Origin of the sequence: Erwinia sp. MMLR14_017 (genome assembly GCF_033657285.1) — a bacterium.
Classification (GTDB): domain Bacteria; phylum Pseudomonadota; class Gammaproteobacteria; order Enterobacterales; family Enterobacteriaceae; genus Erwinia.
The window spans coordinates 55,271-69,492 of sequence record NZ_JAWVWP010000012.1 but is presented as its reverse complement, the minus strand read 5'-3'; the positions used below and the strand labels follow the sequence as shown (position 1 = coordinate 69,492).

The window sequence follows — 14,222 nt, the reverse complement described above, 5'->3', positions numbered from 1 at the left end:
CTGCCGTGACAAATCTCCAGAAAGCTACCAGGCTTTAGCCACGTAACTTTACAAAACACCCAGGGACAGGCTCGGTTGCAGGAGGCAATTTTCAATGTCGTGGATAAGAGATAACCATAATGACAGATTACTGCACCCTTCTTTTTGATGGTGAGGCCCTGACCGGCAAAGCGGATCAGCCCCTTATCGATTTTTTGACCGCCCAGGGTAAGATGCTTCCCCACGTTTGTTACCACCCTTCGCTCCCTCCTCTGCAATCCTGTGATGTCTGCTGGGTAAAGCACAACGGCGAGCTGGTTCGGGGCTGTACGCTCCGCTCTGCAGAAGGCATGGAGATAACCAGTACCGGCACCTCAGCTAAGGCAGCCCAGCAGGAGGGAATGGACAGGATACTTAACCGGCATGAGCTTTACTGTACGGTATGTGAACATAACACCGGTGACTGTACGCTGCACAACACCGTCGCCGATATGCATATCCCCATTCAATATTATCCTTACGAACGCAAGCCCTCGGAAAAAGATCACAGCAACCCTTTTTATACTTACGATCCCGACCAGTGCATTTTGTGCGGCCGCTGCGTGGAAGCCTGCCAGAGCGTGCAGGTTAACGAGACGCTCTCTATTGATTACAACAGCGACCATCCGCGAGTGCTGTGGGACGGCGGAGAACAAATTGCCGGTTCAAGCTGCGTCAGCTGTGGACATTGCGTCACCGTCTGTCCCTGTAACGCGCTGCTGGAGAAAACCATGCAGCCGGACGCGGGGCCGTTTACCGACATGCCGACAGATCTCAAAAGACCGATGATCGATTTCGTCAAATCACTGGAAAACAGCATCGGGATGGAACCGATCACCGGCATTTCGGTGATGGACATGGCGATGCGCCAGCATGAGATCAAAAAAACCAAGACCGTGTGTACTTACTGCGGCGTGGGATGCAGCTTCGAAATGTGGACCAGAGACCGGCACATTCTTAAGGTGCAGCCGGTGGCAGAAGCGCCCGCCAACGGCATTTCTACCTGTATCAAGGGGAAATTCGCCTGGGATTTTGTCAACAGCAAAGAGCGTCTGACCACCCCGTTAATCCGCGAAAATGGCCGCTTCCGTCCGGCCAGTTGGGAAGAGGCGCTGGCAACCGTCGCGCAAAAGCTTAAAGGTGTGGCTGCAAAGCATGGGGGTGACAGCATTGGCTTTATCGGGTCCAGCAAAGCCAGTAATGAAGAAGCCTACCTGACGCAAAAAATAGCCCGTCTGATTTTTGGTACTAATAATGTCGATAACTCTTCCCGCTACTGCCAGAACCCGGCGACGGAAGGCCTGTTTCGTACGGTAGGTTACGGCGGCGATGCGGGCAGTATTGAGGATTTGCAGAAAGCCTCGCTGATCGTGGTTGTGGGCAGCAATCTCTCAGAAAATCATCCGGTGATCGCCGCTCGTATCAAGCACGCACATAAGTATCAGGGGCAAAAACTGCTGGTAGTCGATCCCCGCCGGCATGAGATGGCTGACCGGGCTGACTGCTATCTGCGTATCAAACCAGGCAGCGATCTCGCCTGGGCTTCCGCCATGTCACGCTACATGTTTGAGCACGGCTATGCTGATGAAGCGTTTCTGGCGGAGAAAGTTAACGACAGGGATAAATATCTTGCCTCGCTCACCCCTTTCAGCCTGGCGTATGCCAGTGAGCTGACCGGACTCAGCGAGGAACAACTGGCGGCGGCAGGAGAGATGATTGGCCAGGCGGAGAGCGTCTGCATCCTGTGGGCAATGGGGATAACCCAGCACAGCCACGGTGCCGATACCAGTACCGCCCTCTCTAACCTGTTGCTGGTGACCGGGAATTATAGTCGTCCGGGCACGGGTGGCTACCCGATGCGTGGACACAACAACGTCCAGGGTGCCAGTGACTTCGGCTGCCTGAGCAACATTTATCCCGGTTATGAAAAAGTGACTGACCCGGCCATGCGTGAGAAATGGGCCAAAGCCTGGGGTGTGGACCCGGAGAAACTCTCCGCAGAGGCCGGAGCGGATAACTTCAAGATGGTACAGGAGGCCCATGCCGGTAAGCTGAAAGCGATGTATGTTATCGGCGAAGAAACCGCCTTCTCCGATGCTGACTCCTCCAACGTTCATCAGGCCTTTAGCGGGCTGGAATTTATGGTGGTGCAGGATATCTTTATGAGCCGTACGGCAGAGTTCGCTGATGTAGTGCTCCCGGGCTGCCCGAGCGTGGAAAAAGAGGGCAGCTTTGTGAATACGGAACGGCGCATCCAGCGTTTTTATGAAGTGATGCCGCCGCTGGGGCAAAGCCGACCGGACTGGCAGATCCTGACCGATCTCGCTTCGCATCTGGGCCACCCCTGGTATTACACCCACCCCTCGCAAATCATGGCTGAGGTGGCAGGCATTGCCGAAATGTTTGCCGGCGTGAGCTATGACCGCCTTAGCGGATGGCAGTCGCAGCAGTGGCCGGTCAACGCTGACGGCAGCGATACGCCGCTGCTTTATACGGATAAGTTTAAATTCCCTGACGGTAAAGCAAAGCTTTACCCTCTTCAGTGGCAACCACCGGCAGAAAGTGCCGATGAGCAGTACGATCTGTTGCTGAACAATGGCCGGATGCTGGAGCATTTCCAGTCCACCAATCAGACCGGTCGGGGCGGCAGACTGCTCTCACTCTCCCCTGAATGGTATGTGGAGATCAGCCCGGAGCTGGCGAAAGAGCGGGGATTGAGTGAAGGCGACTGGGTTTCACTCACTTCCCGCAGAGGCTCGTTAGAGGTTCCGGTGCTGATCACCGACCGTGTGCAGGGAAACGTGCTGTTTATTCCTATTCATCATGGTAAACCCGGTATCAACGGGCTGACTGGCGAACATCACGATCCGGATGTGAATACCCCCGCCTATAAAGAGATAGCCATTTCACTGCGTAAGCTCGGCCATTCGCTAAACCGAAGCCCGCTTCCGCGTGAAAACTTCCGTTATGGCGATCGGACACCCCTTGTCCATCTGCCGATTGAAGAGAAATGGCAGCAGGAGGGTTACACCCTTCCACCTGAACACACTGAACACCCGGAGAAGTTTTAATGGCTGAACGTATGAAGTATGAGGTTCCTCCAACCCGCACAGAACCCAATGCCAGAGAGTCCCTTGATAAGCTGATTGAGAATCTGCATCAGCACGGTTTTTTGCGCCTGGCCAACGATATTGTTTGCGCCAATACCGATATTGCGAAGGTGCTGGTAGAGGGGGTAAACAGACCCGGTTCTCTGACGGCAATCCAGAATATCTCGCTGCTGCTGATGGCACTCTCACGCGTGCCGCCCGAACGCTTTAATCAGCTGCTGATGGCCATCACCGATGCTGCCAATGCCCTTAGCCAGGAGTCCGAAAATGTTGAAAAACAGGGCGCGCCGGGGATCAAAGGGGTGATCAGGCTGTTGCGGGATGATGAGGTCTGGCAGGGTATTTCGCCGTTACTGAAAGGATTCCGTGCTTTTGCGGCCTCAATGGAAAAGCCGCCGGAGAAACCGATCACCCGTTACTCCGGTAAAAAAAGCCATGTCTGATGCCGCACTCTCGCTACTGCTCTCACGATGGCAATTTGCCGTGACCATTGGCCTGCATATCATCCTGGCTGCTTTTGCACTCGGGCTGGCCTCTTTTCTGGCTTTTCTGGAGGCAGTCTGGCTTATTCGCAAGGAGAAACGCTATTTCGAGGCCTATACCTTCTGGTTAAAAGTCTTTGCTCTTACGATTGTCGTGGGCGCCGTGACTGGCGTGCTGATGGAATTTCAGTTTGGTGCCAACTGGGGGCCGCTGTCCGCCAAAGCGGGTGCTGTCGTTGGCCCGCTGATGTTTTATGAAGTTCTGGTGGCATTTTTTATGGAATCCGCGCTGGCCGGGGTGATGATCTTCGGCCTGAACAAAATTGGCCCAAAGCTGCACTTCTGCGTCACACTGCTGGTTGCGATAGGTGCGGTTATCAGTGCGTTCTGGATCCTGGCGGCCAACTCCTGGATGCAGACGCCCACCGGATTCAGCACAGATGCGGCGGGCCATTTCCGGCCTGATAACTGGTGGAGCATCATCAGTTCCCCCTCGTTGCCCTGGCGTCTGACGCATATGGTTATCGCCGCTCTGCTGGCAACGGCTTTTATGGTGGGCGGCGTGGGAGCCTGGCGTCTGCTGAGAGGGTTAAACATCCCTGCGGCGAAACTCATGGTCTCCTCCTCCATGTGGCTCGCTGTTGTATTGATGCCGGTACAGATTGTTGTGGGCGATCTGCATGGCGAGAACACGCTTAAATATCAGCCGCAAAAAGTGGCCGCGATGGAGGGTGGCTGGAAAAGCCCCCCGCCAGGCGTGGGCGAACCCCTGCGCCTGTTTGCGTTACCGGACCAGCAGGAACAGCGTAACCACGCCGAGGTGGCGATACCCCAGATAGCCTCGCTCTATCTTAAGCACGATCTTTCCAGCCATATCAAAAGTCTTAGTGAGTTCCCGGCCAGTGACATCCCGCCGGTAATACCGGTATTTTTCGGTTTCCGGTTGATGGTGGGGATGGGAATAATGATGCTGACTCTTAGCGGGACAGCGTTATATCTCCGGCTTCGCCGGCGTCTGTATGAGTCAAGAGCGCTGCTGAAATGGATAACCCTGATGGCGCCGGCCGGTTTTATAGCCATGCTGGCAGGCTGGGTGGTGACGGAAACAGGGCGGCAACCCTGGACCGTCTGGGGGCATCTGCGAACCGAAGAGAGTGTTTCTGCCCACCCCGCGAACTGGATTATTGCTTCAGGCGTGGCAATCCTGGTGGTTTATGCCATCGCCTTTTTCGCTGGGCTTTACTATTTTCTGCGCTATGTCTCCACGCATGGCAGTGAACAGCAGGTGAAAACCCATGTTTGATTCAGTAACGCTGGCTGCAGGCGTCCTTGCCTTTACGCTACTGATGTATGTGCTGCTGGACGGAACCGATTTAGGCGTAGGCATGCTGCTGGCCTTTTTCCCTGAAATTCAGGAGAGGCATAAGCTGATTGCCACTATTCTTCCGGTCTGGGATGCGAACGAAACCTGGCTGGTATTGCTGGGAGGCGGCATGCTCGCCCTGTTCCCGGCCGCTTATGGTACGTTGCTGACCGGTTTCTACCCCTGGATAATTATCATGCTGCTGGCGCTGATTTTCCGGGCGGTGGGTATTGAGTACCGGCGGGATGCTTCTCTGAAGGTTAAGTTTCTGCTGGACAGGGTATGCATTATCGCCTCAACCACTGTAGCTTTTATTCAGGGCTTACTGGCTGGCAGCATTGTGGCAGGTAAGCCGCTGGACTCCGTGCTGGCCGTCTTCTCTCCCTTCAGCGTGCTTTTTGGCGCAGCAACCATAGCGGGCTATCTTTTACTGGGCTGTTGCTGGGTACACTGGCGAACAGAGGGCCAGCCAGCACGGCAAGCCAGCCGTTTAGCCGGGCCATTTTTAGCGCTGACCGTTCTGCTGGTAATAGCGCTGTTGCTGCTGCAACAGCAACGGTTACCCACAATCATGGCGTTGCCTGGCGCTAAGCTGATAGTAGCTGCCGGCACGCTGTTTGCGCTTCTTGTCCCCGTGGCACTGCGTAGTCAGGTGCGACTGCTGCCGCTGGCCGCAGCACTGCTGATGGTCACCAGTCTGATCGCGCTGACGCTGCGCACCGTCTACCCCTGGCTGATCCCCGATGTGCTCAGCCTGCAGGATGCGGCGGCTCCGGAGGCAACCCGTGCCTTTGTGCTGGGTGGCACAGCCCTGGCGATCCCCATTACGCTAATCTATAACAGTTGGGCATTTTGGGTATTGCACGGAAAAGTCAGCTAGGTGCCCTTTCCGGCAGGCCGTTAAACCTGTCGGCAGTTCAGTGCGTTATCCAGGCATTACGCCACAGTTGGCCCCAACATAGCGATCTGCTTTGCTCTCTAATAAACAATCCCCGGCGGATTCACAACTGAACGTGTGACGGCTTCATCCTGCTCACCCCAGCGTTGAAGCACTTTTTCATACTCACCGCCGGTGATGACGCCATTCAGCGCCGTCTGTAACGCTTCTGCCAGCCCGTTGCCTTTTTTCGTGGTCACCGCAACCCAGGCGCGGAAAGGCCCCTTGCCCACCAGCCTGGTCTGCCCACGGGAAGCGACTTTCCAGGCGGCTATGGAGTGTGGGCCAAACAGGGCATCCGCCCGCCCGGAAAGCAGATATAAAGTAGCTGAAGCATCATCCATCAGATAAACCGGCTGGACAGGCGGCAACCCTTTTGCCCTGTTCTGCTGATCCCAGCTCAGCAGAATGCGTTCCTGATTGGTGCCGGAGGCGACAATAATACGCTTTCCGGCAATCTCTGCCGGGGAGTTAATGGAGGTTACCGGACTCTCTGTTTTTACAGAAAAGGCGTGGTTGTCGGCGCGGTAAGTCGCAAAATCGAACTTTTTCTTACGCTCTTCGGTGACGGCAATATTAAACATAGCGACATCGTAGCGGCCCGCGCTGATCCCTAAAGGCCACTCCTCCCAGGAGGCGGGCACCAGTTTGAGTTTCAGCCCCAGACTATCGGCCAGCAGACGGGCAATATCGGGATCGCTGCCTGTCCGCGTCACGTTATCCGAACCCAGTAAAGCCAGCGGCGGTGAGTTAGTGGCCGAGGTGGCCACCGTCAGCGTTCCCGGTTCGATAAAATGAAAACCAGCGGGAATTTTCCTGACAGCCTCCGCATTGGCGGGAGCATGAATGGGCGTTTCATTATCAAAAGCGTTGAGTTGGGCAGCAGCCTGAACGCTCAGACTGCCCGATAAAAGGGTAAGAGCCAGCGTGACGGACAACTCTCTGATCCCTCTCCTGACAGGCCTTGTTGCCAGAGTCAACATTCCAGCCATATCAGAGCACCCTCGCCAGAAAGCGTCGTGTACGTTCATGGCGGGGTTGCGAAAGAACCTGATGTACACTGCCTTTTTCCACTATTTTCCCCTCATCCATAAACACAATATTGTCTGCCACTTCCCTGGCAAAACCAATTTCGTGAGTCACAATCACCAGCGTCGTACCGGAACGGGCAAGTTTTTTAATCACATCCAGCACCTCGCTGACCAGTTCAGGATCAAGCGCCGAAGTGGGTTCATCAAACAGCATCACTCGCGGGTTAAGCATCAGCGCTCTGGCAATAGCGATGCGCTGTTGCTGGCCGCCGGAAAGATGGCGCGGCCAGGCATCTGCCTTGTGTCGCAGGCCAATAATCTCCAGAAGCTCGCCCGCTTTTGTGACGGCGTCACTTTTTGCGAGATGACGATGCGCAACGGGCGCGGTTATCAGGTTATCCAGCACCGTCATATGGGGAAAGAGGTTGAAGTTCTGAAACACATAACCCACGTTGATGCGCTGGCGAAGAATAGCCTTCTCTTTCAGCTCAAAGAGTTTGTCACCGCGCCGCTGATAACCAATGTAATCTCCGTCTATCTGGATCAACCCCTGATCCACCCGCTCCAGATGATTCAACGTACGCAGCAGCGTCGATTTCCCCGAGCCAGAAGGCCCCAGGATCACCGTCACCGAACCGGGAGCCAGCTCCAGCGAAACGTTATCAAGCGCCTTATGTTTGCCAAAACTTTTGCTGACGCCGGTAATGCTGATAGCGCCGGTAGCGTGGGCATGGCGATAATCAATGGCCTCTGACATGCGCGGTCTCCTCTGTTGAGATAAGTGGCGTGGCCGTTTTGCGCCACTGACGCCAGCGTGACGGCTGTGGCTCACGGCTGACGCTACGGGCCAGCCAGCGTTCAACGCTGTGCTGGATAGCTGAGAGTACGGTAGTAATAATCAGATACCAGGCCGCACCGACCATCAGCAGCGGGATCACTTCCTGATTGCGGTTGTATATCATCTGGATGGTGTAGAAGAGTTCAGGCATCGCCAGCACGTAAACCACCGAGGTGCCTTTGGCAAGACTGATAATTTCATTGAAGGCTGTCGGGACAATTGCCCGCAACGCCTGCGGAAGAATAATACTGAACGTCCGGCGGCTGGCGGATAAGCCCAGCGCTGAAGCGGCCTCAAACTGTCCGTGATCGACGCCCAGAATGCCGCCACGGATGATCTCCGCGCTGTAGGCCGCCTGTACCAGCGTCAGCCCAATGACCGCAGCCTGAAACTGGCCCAGCACGTTAATGGTCTGGAAATGCCCCCACGAGAGCGTGGTAAACGGCACGCCAACCGACAGGGTTTCATACAGATAGGAGAAGTTGTAGAGGATGATCAGCACCACAATCAGCGGCAGCGACCTGAACAGCCAGATATAGCCCCAGGCCAGGCTGCTGAGCAGCCAGGATGAGGAGAGCCTGGCCAGCGCCAGCACGCCGCCCAGTAACAGGCTGAAAACAGCGCCCAGCAGGGTCAGCAGCAGCGTCTGCCCCAGCCCGTGCAGGATGACCGGATCAAAAAACCAGCGTGCAAACACGCCCCATTCCCATCGCGGATTAAATGCAACGGACTGCACTACGCCTGCCAGGATAAACAGGGCAATCAGCGCGCCTGTCAGCCGCGCAGGATAACGTGCCGGAACAACCTCCAGCTGACCCGGCTCTTTCATACCCTCTCCTCCGCTGATTTTTCATTACTGAAGACGTTAATCACCTTGGTGAAGCGCAAGCGGCCGTCGTGTGGCGGTTGGCCGTAACGCTCGAGATCGCCGCTGAGATCAAACAGCGGCAGATAACCGTGTCCGGCATAGAGCCGCACCGCTTCCGGCTGGCGAAAGCCGGTGGTCAGAAAGGCTTTATGATAACCGGCCCGTCTGGCCCGCCTTTCCAGCTCGTTTAACACCACCAGTGCCAGCCCCTGACGGCGCAGATCGCTCCGTGTCCAGATGCGTTTCATCTCAACAGTTTCACTATCAAAGGGCTTATAAGCGCCCATTGCGATAATCTCATTGTCCTGTTCCAGCACCAGAAACAGCCCCTGAGGCGGCAGATACCACTCGGTCTGCTCCACTTCCTGCTTAGAGGAGAAATAGTCGCCGTAGCGCTGGGCATACTCGCCAAACAATCCGCTCAGAATGGGTTGCAGTTCTGGCGCTTCTGGGGACACTTCACGAAACAGTTGTTGGCTCATAATGCCTCCTTAATCACCCAAACCCGGCGGATTGATCTCAGAGCGCTCAATGCGCTCTACGCCCTCTCCCCAACGGTTCAGCACCTTCAGATAGTCACCATTGGCTATCACGCCATTCAGCGCGATGCTCACCGGTTCGGCCAGCCCGCTGCCTTTTTTCAGGGTGACCGCAATGTGCGCCGCTTTTGGCCAGCCACCATCCACGCTGCCCACCAGCCGCGTTTGCCCCTTCAAGGCGGCTTTCCATGCGCCAATGACGTTAGGACCGAAATAAGCGTCGGCGCGTCCAGATTGCAGCGCCAGCGTTTGCGCAGCATCATCTTTGGAATAAACAGGCGTGAACGGCTTCAGCCCTTTGCTCTGGTTTTCCTTATCCCACGCCAGAAGGATCGCCTCCTGGTTAGTCCCTGAACCGACGATAATGCGTAACCCGGCAATATCCTCCGCTTTGCTCAGCGACTTAACCGGACTGCTGTTTTTCACATAGAAGCCGAGCGAGTCTTTGCGGTAGGTGGCAAAATCAAATTTCTCTTTGCGATCTTTGGTCACCGTAATATTGGTGATCGCGGCATCATATTTGCCGGAAGCGACGCCCAGCGGCCAATCCTCCCAGGAGGTAGGCACCACGTTGAGCCTGAGTCCCAGGCTCTCTGCCACCAGGCGGGCGATATCCACCTCGCTGCCCAGCAGGGTTTTATTGTCATCCGCGAAGACCGTTAAGGGCGGGGAATTCTGCGCGGCTACGGCCACGGTGAATGAACCCGGCACGGCAAAGTGAAATCCCTGCGGCAGGCGGGCGACCGCCTGAGGATTTTTTGCGGTATTTACCGGCGTTTTGTTTGCTTCCAGGCTGACATGCTGACCGTTGTAAGCAACATCCGTCTCTGCGGCTGCCGTGCTTCCGCTCAGGGCGATCAGTAACAGGGCGACAACTGTCTTCTTATTCTGCATAGCGCGCTCTTACTCTTGAGTGAACTGGTTTACGGGCAGGTTAAGCCCAAGGTTTTCACGCAGTGTGCTGCCGGGGTAGTTCCGCCGTGACAGACCACGCGCCTGCAAAACGGGAACAACAGTGTCAACAAAGCGTTCAAAAGTATCCGGAGTACCGCCATTGATGATGAAGCCATCGGCAGCGTGAGTTTCAAACCAGAGTTGCAGCCCATCCGCGACCTCTTCTGCCGTGCCGTGGAACAGGGGGCGCGGCGTTGCGGCCTCCAGCGCCGCCTGGCGCAGAGTGTGTCCTTTCTCACGGGCCTTCTGTTTGATCTCATCGGTGGTGCTGCGGAAGCTGTTTTGTCCGATAGCACCAAGTTCAGGGAAAGGATCGTCAAGCGGATACCGGGAGAAGTCGTGGTGATCGAAATAGCGTCCCAGATAGTTCAGCGCATCCTCAATGGAAACCAGCGCAGCAGTCGTCTGATACTGCTGCTCTACGTGGTCTGCATCATCGCCCACTATCACGCTCACTCCCTGGAAGATATGCAGATCTTCAGGCTTCCGGCCTGCCGCCGTCAGCTGCTGCTTAACGTCACGGTAAAAAGCCTGGGCTTCTTCGCGGGTTGGCTGATGGGTAAAAATGGCATCCGCATGCTGCGCAGCCAGTTTTTTACCGGGTTCGGATGCCCCGGCCTGAAAGATAATTGGCCTTCCCTGAGGCGTACGGGAGATGTTCAACGGTCCCTGAACCTGGAAGAAATCGCCGTGGTGATTTAACGTATGCAGCTTATCGGGATCATAAAACTGGCCGCTTTGTTTATTGCGGATAAAGGCGCCCTCTTCCCAGGAATCCCAAAGCCCTTTCACTACCTGCAAATATTCATCGGCAATACGATAGCGCAATGCATGTTCGGGATGCTGCTGACGCGAGAAGTTCTTTGCCGATCCTTCCAGTGGTGAGGTCACCACGTTCCATCCGGCACGGCCACCGCTAAGGTGATCAAGGCTGGCAAACTGCCTGGCTACCGTGAAAGGTTCGCTGTAGGAGGTGGATACCGTGCCGACCAGCCCCAGATGCTCGGTAACGCCAGCCAGTGCCGATAACAACGTGAGCGGTTCAAAACGGTTTAAAAAATGGGGAATCGACTTTTCGTTGATATAAAGACCGTCAGCAATAAACAGGAAGTCGAGCTTTCCCTGCTCGGCTTTGCGGGCAATGCGTTTGGCAAATTCAATGTTGATGCTGGCATCCGCCTGGGCAGACGGATGGCGCCAGGCAGACATATTCCCCGAAGCCCCATGTAAAATGGTGCCCAGTCGAAGCTCTCTTGTGGTCATGATGTTCTCTCTTTGCAGGCGGTGAAAAGCCTGGCGGGATCGAGTCGATCTGCGCCCGGACGGATCAGGAGGTAAGGGTTAAAGAAGGATCAACATCGCGCGTTGAGGTGCTGAATGGCCTGAACGGCCAGCTCGGCAAAATAGCGGGCGGCTGGCGCAATGGACGCCTCGTCCGGATTAAAAGCAGCGTGGTGCAGCCCGGCGGCGCTGCCGCTGCCGATGCTGACAAAGGCTCCCGGAACGGACTGAAGATAAAAAGCAAAATCCTCACCGCCGAGGTGCAGATCGGCTTTTTGCACCCGATAACCCGCCTGCTGCGCTACTTCGCTACTGAAGTTTGCCCAGCGCTCATCATTGACCAGCACCGGCGGGCCAGCCTGCCAGATTAAGGAGGCGTGCGCACCGTTGGCTTCGGCGAAAGACTCAACCAGCTGACGAACACGCTGTTCAAGTTCAGCTCTTACCCCGGAATCATGCGTGCGAGCCGTGCCACCAAATTCCACGCTTCCTGGCAATACGTTCCAGGTTTTGCCGCCATCTATGCGGGTGATGCTCAACACCAGGCTCTCCAGGGTGTTAAAATTCCGGCTGACCAGCCCCTGCAACCCCTGGATAATCTGGCTGGCGACCAGGATCGTATCCACGCCCTGCTCCGGGTGTCCGGCGTGAGCGCCTTTTCCCGTCACCTTCACTCTGAATTTGTCTGCGTTGGCATAGAACGCGCCGCCACGGGTGGCAAAAGTTCCGGTGGGAAGATTGGGTTCGTTATGCATGCCAAAGATCGCCTGCACCTGGTCCAGCACGCCAGCCGCAATAAACTCTCTGGCGCCGCGTGCAATCTCTTCGGCAGGCTGAAACAGCAGCCGCACCCGTCCGTTTAGCTCTGACTCACGCGCTTTGAGCTTAAGCGCCGCTCCCAGCATAACCGCACTGTGCAGATCATGGCCGCAGGCATGCATTACGCCCGGCTGACGCGAATGAAAACTCACGCCGCTCGCTTCATTGATCGGCAGCGCGTCAATATCGGCACGAAGCGCCACAAGCGTTTCGCCAGAACCAATTTCAGCAACCAGGCCGGTTGCCAGCGGGTAATCAAGCAGACGGATGCCCGCGCTCTTTAACCATTCCCGCAGCCGGGAAGTGGTAGCAAATTCCTCACCAGAGAGTTCGGGCCAGGTGTGCAGCTCCCGACGCCAGGCGATCAGCTGAGCCTCTTCCGTGATGTCAGGTAACGCTGTTAACAGGCCCATCTCAGGCAGCGACCAGGTGGTGAGTCGCCAGCGACTCCAGCGAGGCTAACCGCGCCTTTGCGTCATTAATTGGGGTATCAATTACAAATTCATCAATGGCAAAATGTTGATGCAGCGCCTGAAGCTGTGCATGCACCTGAGCCGCCGTCCCTTTGATCAGCGAAGGCGTACGTGGCTCTATCAGATAGTCGGTATAGCCACCCTGGCGAACATAGCGTTCCGCCTGCTCCAGCGTGGCGACATTCACCCCTTGCCCCCCTTTTACCTGAACGTGATACTGTTTGAGGCCCGCAGTCAGCAGGCTGGCTTCTGCCGGGGAGTCCGCCACCACGACCTGTACGGCTACCAGCGCACGCTGGCCGTCGCTTAAACGGGAATAGGTTTGCAGAGAGTGCTCCAGCAGCTGCCGGTCACCGTTAAGATGCGCTGCAAATACAAATTGCCAACCCTGCTCTGCGGCCAGTCGCGCGCTCTCTTCACTGGCTCCCAGCAGAAAACGACTCGCCGCATGTGCTGGCTGAGGCGTGGCGCGTAATATCTCTTCATCGCCATCTTGCTCAACAGGTTGCAGCCAGCTATTCAGTAAGCGTAACTGGTCGGCAAAGTTTCCTTTTTTTGCCGCATCAATACCCAGCTGTAAAGCGTTGGTGGAAAGCGGCATTCCTCCTGGCGCTTTTCCCACCCCCAAATCAATTCTTCCTGGAGCCAGAGAGGCCAGCAAATTGAAGTTTTCCGCCACCTTATAGGGGCTGTAATGCTGGAGCATGACGCCGCCAGAACCCACGCGAATATAGCGCGTCTGTGCCACTATCCAGGCAATAAGTATTTCCGGTGAGGGGCCGGCTAACTGTTCTGTGTTGTGATGCTCCGCCAGCCAGAAACGATGATAGCCCCACTTTTCAGCCTGTTGCGCCAGATGCAGGGTTCGCTGAAGCGCGGCAGTTGCCGTCTCGCCGGACATAACCGGCGATTTATCTAATAAACTCAGTCGATAGGCCATTCACCTCTCCCTCATTAATCTCGTTTAAAGGCAAGTGTGAGGCGGCGCTTATTTTTAGTAAAACAATAAATATGAAAATATGAAGTCAAAAAAGAGATAAGCGAATAAATAAAATAATCGGGCAGAAAGATAAATTACTCTGGGAAATAGTGATTTTTGAGGTGCGGTACTACTCTGTGCACAATTCTACTTACAGGGAGAGGAGAGACGATGAAACGCGAAGCGCTGTTCAAATATGCCCGCGAGCGCTACAAAGCAGAGCCAGAGTATTTATGGAGCAATCTTCCTGGCTATGCCGTTCTCCGGCATCATGAGGGAAAAAAATGGTTCGGCATAGTCATGCACGTGACGGGTACAAAGCCTGGTCTGGAAACAGAAGAGAAAATTGACCTCCTGAAGGTGAAAGTCAGGCCGGAGCAGATCGGTTCCCTGAGAAAGAAAGAGGGGATTTTGCCTGCTTATCACATGAATAAAGAGCACTGGATCAGCATTCTCTTATCCGGCCCGTTATCGCCACCGGAAATACACGATCTTTTATCTGAAAGCCATGAACTGACCGCTGCCTGATC

The 14,222-nt window shown here is 55.5% G+C and carries 13 protein-coding genes; 5 read left to right on the top strand and 8 right to left on the bottom strand.

Annotation, left to right across the window (positions count from 1 at the left end):
- Nucleotides 1-119 precede the first annotated feature (119 nt).
- From fdhF to SD961_RS17915, 4 genes are read left to right on the top strand one after another with little or no spacing between them, the layout of a single operon-like run.
- Nucleotides 120-3,089, top strand: coding sequence for a formate dehydrogenase subunit alpha (gene fdhF / locus SD961_RS17930; protein WP_318791697.1), 2,970 nt, complete (start codon nt 120-122; stop codon nt 3,087-3,089).
- Complete coding sequence (locus SD961_RS17925) at nt 3,089-3,571, top strand: DUF1641 domain-containing protein (protein ID WP_318791696.1); 483 nt, start codon at nt 3,089-3,091, stop codon at nt 3,569-3,571. Before fdhF ends, SD961_RS17925 begins: the two co-directional genes overlap by 1 nt.
- Nucleotides 3,564-4,913, top strand: coding sequence for a cytochrome ubiquinol oxidase subunit I (locus SD961_RS17920; protein WP_318791695.1), 1,350 nt, complete (start codon nt 3,564-3,566; stop codon nt 4,911-4,913). The genes SD961_RS17925 and SD961_RS17920 overlap by 8 nt, the downstream gene beginning before the upstream one ends.
- Entirely contained in the window at nt 4,906-5,853 is a 948-nt protein-coding gene (locus SD961_RS17915) for a cytochrome d ubiquinol oxidase subunit II (protein WP_318791694.1), read from the top strand. Before SD961_RS17920 ends, SD961_RS17915 begins: the two co-directional genes overlap by 8 nt.
- A 98-nt stretch (nt 5,854-5,951) precedes the next feature.
- Here SD961_RS17915 and SD961_RS17910 read toward each other — a convergent pair whose 3' ends face one another.
- From SD961_RS17910 to SD961_RS17875, 8 genes are all read right to left on the bottom strand, one after another.
- Nucleotides 5,952-6,857, bottom strand: coding sequence for an ABC transporter substrate-binding protein (locus tag SD961_RS17910; RefSeq protein ID WP_318791776.1), 906 nt, complete (start codon nt 6,855-6,857; stop codon nt 5,952-5,954).
- Between the two features lie 46 nt (nt 6,858-6,903).
- Nucleotides 6,904-7,698: an amino acid ABC transporter ATP-binding protein gene (locus tag SD961_RS17905; RefSeq protein ID WP_318791693.1), complete on the bottom strand. Its 795-nt coding sequence runs from the start codon at nt 7,696-7,698 to the stop codon at nt 6,904-6,906.
- Nucleotides 7,682-8,608, bottom strand: a complete 927-nt coding sequence (locus tag SD961_RS17900) for an amino acid ABC transporter permease (protein WP_318791692.1) — start codon at nt 8,606-8,608, stop codon at nt 7,682-7,684. The genes SD961_RS17905 and SD961_RS17900 overlap by 17 nt, the downstream gene beginning before the upstream one ends.
- The gene (locus tag SD961_RS17895) at nt 8,605-9,129 is read right to left on the bottom strand and encodes a GNAT family N-acetyltransferase (protein WP_318791691.1); all 525 of its coding nucleotides are present in this window, start codon (nt 9,127-9,129) and stop codon (nt 8,605-8,607) included. Before SD961_RS17895 ends, SD961_RS17900 begins: the two co-directional genes overlap by 4 nt.
- Before the next feature lie 9 nt (nt 9,130-9,138).
- On the bottom strand, nt 9,139-10,080 hold the full coding sequence (locus tag SD961_RS17890; protein WP_318791690.1) for an ABC transporter substrate-binding protein: 942 nt from the start codon (nt 10,078-10,080) through the stop codon (nt 9,139-9,141).
- A gap of 9 nt (nt 10,081-10,089) precedes the next feature.
- Nucleotides 10,090-11,403 (bottom strand): LLM class flavin-dependent oxidoreductase, encoded by a 1,314-nt coding sequence (locus SD961_RS17885; protein WP_318791689.1) that lies wholly within the window; start codon nt 11,401-11,403, stop codon nt 10,090-10,092.
- Nucleotides 11,404-11,492: 89 nt separating this feature from the next.
- Nucleotides 11,493-12,653, bottom strand: a complete 1,161-nt coding sequence (locus SD961_RS17880) for an amidohydrolase (protein ID WP_318791688.1) — start codon at nt 12,651-12,653, stop codon at nt 11,493-11,495.
- A 1-nt stretch (nt 12,654) separates the two neighbouring features.
- The gene (locus tag SD961_RS17875) at nt 12,655-13,653 is read right to left on the bottom strand and encodes an MsnO8 family LLM class oxidoreductase (protein WP_318791687.1); all 999 of its coding nucleotides are present in this window, start codon (nt 13,651-13,653) and stop codon (nt 12,655-12,657) included.
- 210 nt (nt 13,654-13,863) lie between these two features.
- Between SD961_RS17875 and SD961_RS17870 the strand changes: the two genes are divergently transcribed.
- Nucleotides 13,864-14,220 carry an MmcQ/YjbR family DNA-binding protein gene (locus SD961_RS17870; protein WP_318791686.1) on the top strand — a complete coding sequence of 119 codons (357 nt, stop codon included), beginning with the start codon at nt 13,864-13,866 and terminating at the stop codon, nt 14,218-14,220.
- Nucleotides 14,221-14,222: the final 2 nt, after the last annotated feature.

Excerpts from the sequence above, each read along its gene's own strand:
- fdhF (WP_318791697.1), top strand. The coding sequence starts at position 120 with ATGACAGATTACTGCACCCTTCTTTTTGATGGTGAGGCCCTGACCGGC.
- SD961_RS17925 (WP_318791696.1), top strand. The coding sequence starts at position 3,089 with ATGGCTGAACGTATGAAGTATGAGGTTCCTCCAACCCGCACAGAACCC.
- SD961_RS17920 (WP_318791695.1), top strand. The coding sequence starts at position 3,564 with ATGTCTGATGCCGCACTCTCGCTACTGCTCTCACGATGGCAATTTGCC.
- SD961_RS17915 (WP_318791694.1), top strand. The coding sequence starts at position 4,906 with ATGTTTGATTCAGTAACGCTGGCTGCAGGCGTCCTTGCCTTTACGCTA.
- SD961_RS17905 (WP_318791693.1), bottom strand. The coding sequence starts at position 7,698 with ATGTCAGAGGCCATTGATTATCGCCATGCCCACGCTACCGGCGCTATC.
- SD961_RS17900 (WP_318791692.1), bottom strand. The coding sequence starts at position 8,608 with ATGAAAGAGCCGGGTCAGCTGGAGGTTGTTCCGGCACGTTATCCTGCG.
- SD961_RS17895 (WP_318791691.1), bottom strand. The coding sequence starts at position 9,129 with ATGAGCCAACAACTGTTTCGTGAAGTGTCCCCAGAAGCGCCAGAACTG.
- SD961_RS17890 (WP_318791690.1), bottom strand. The coding sequence starts at position 10,080 with ATGCAGAATAAGAAGACAGTTGTCGCCCTGTTACTGATCGCCCTGAGC.
- SD961_RS17885 (WP_318791689.1), bottom strand. The coding sequence starts at position 11,403 with ATGACCACAAGAGAGCTTCGACTGGGCACCATTTTACATGGGGCTTCG.
- SD961_RS17880 (WP_318791688.1), bottom strand. The coding sequence starts at position 12,653 with ATGGGCCTGTTAACAGCGTTACCTGACATCACGGAAGAGGCTCAGCTG.
- SD961_RS17875 (WP_318791687.1), bottom strand. The coding sequence starts at position 13,653 with ATGGCCTATCGACTGAGTTTATTAGATAAATCGCCGGTTATGTCCGGC.
- SD961_RS17870 (WP_318791686.1), top strand. The coding sequence starts at position 13,864 with ATGAAACGCGAAGCGCTGTTCAAATATGCCCGCGAGCGCTACAAAGCA.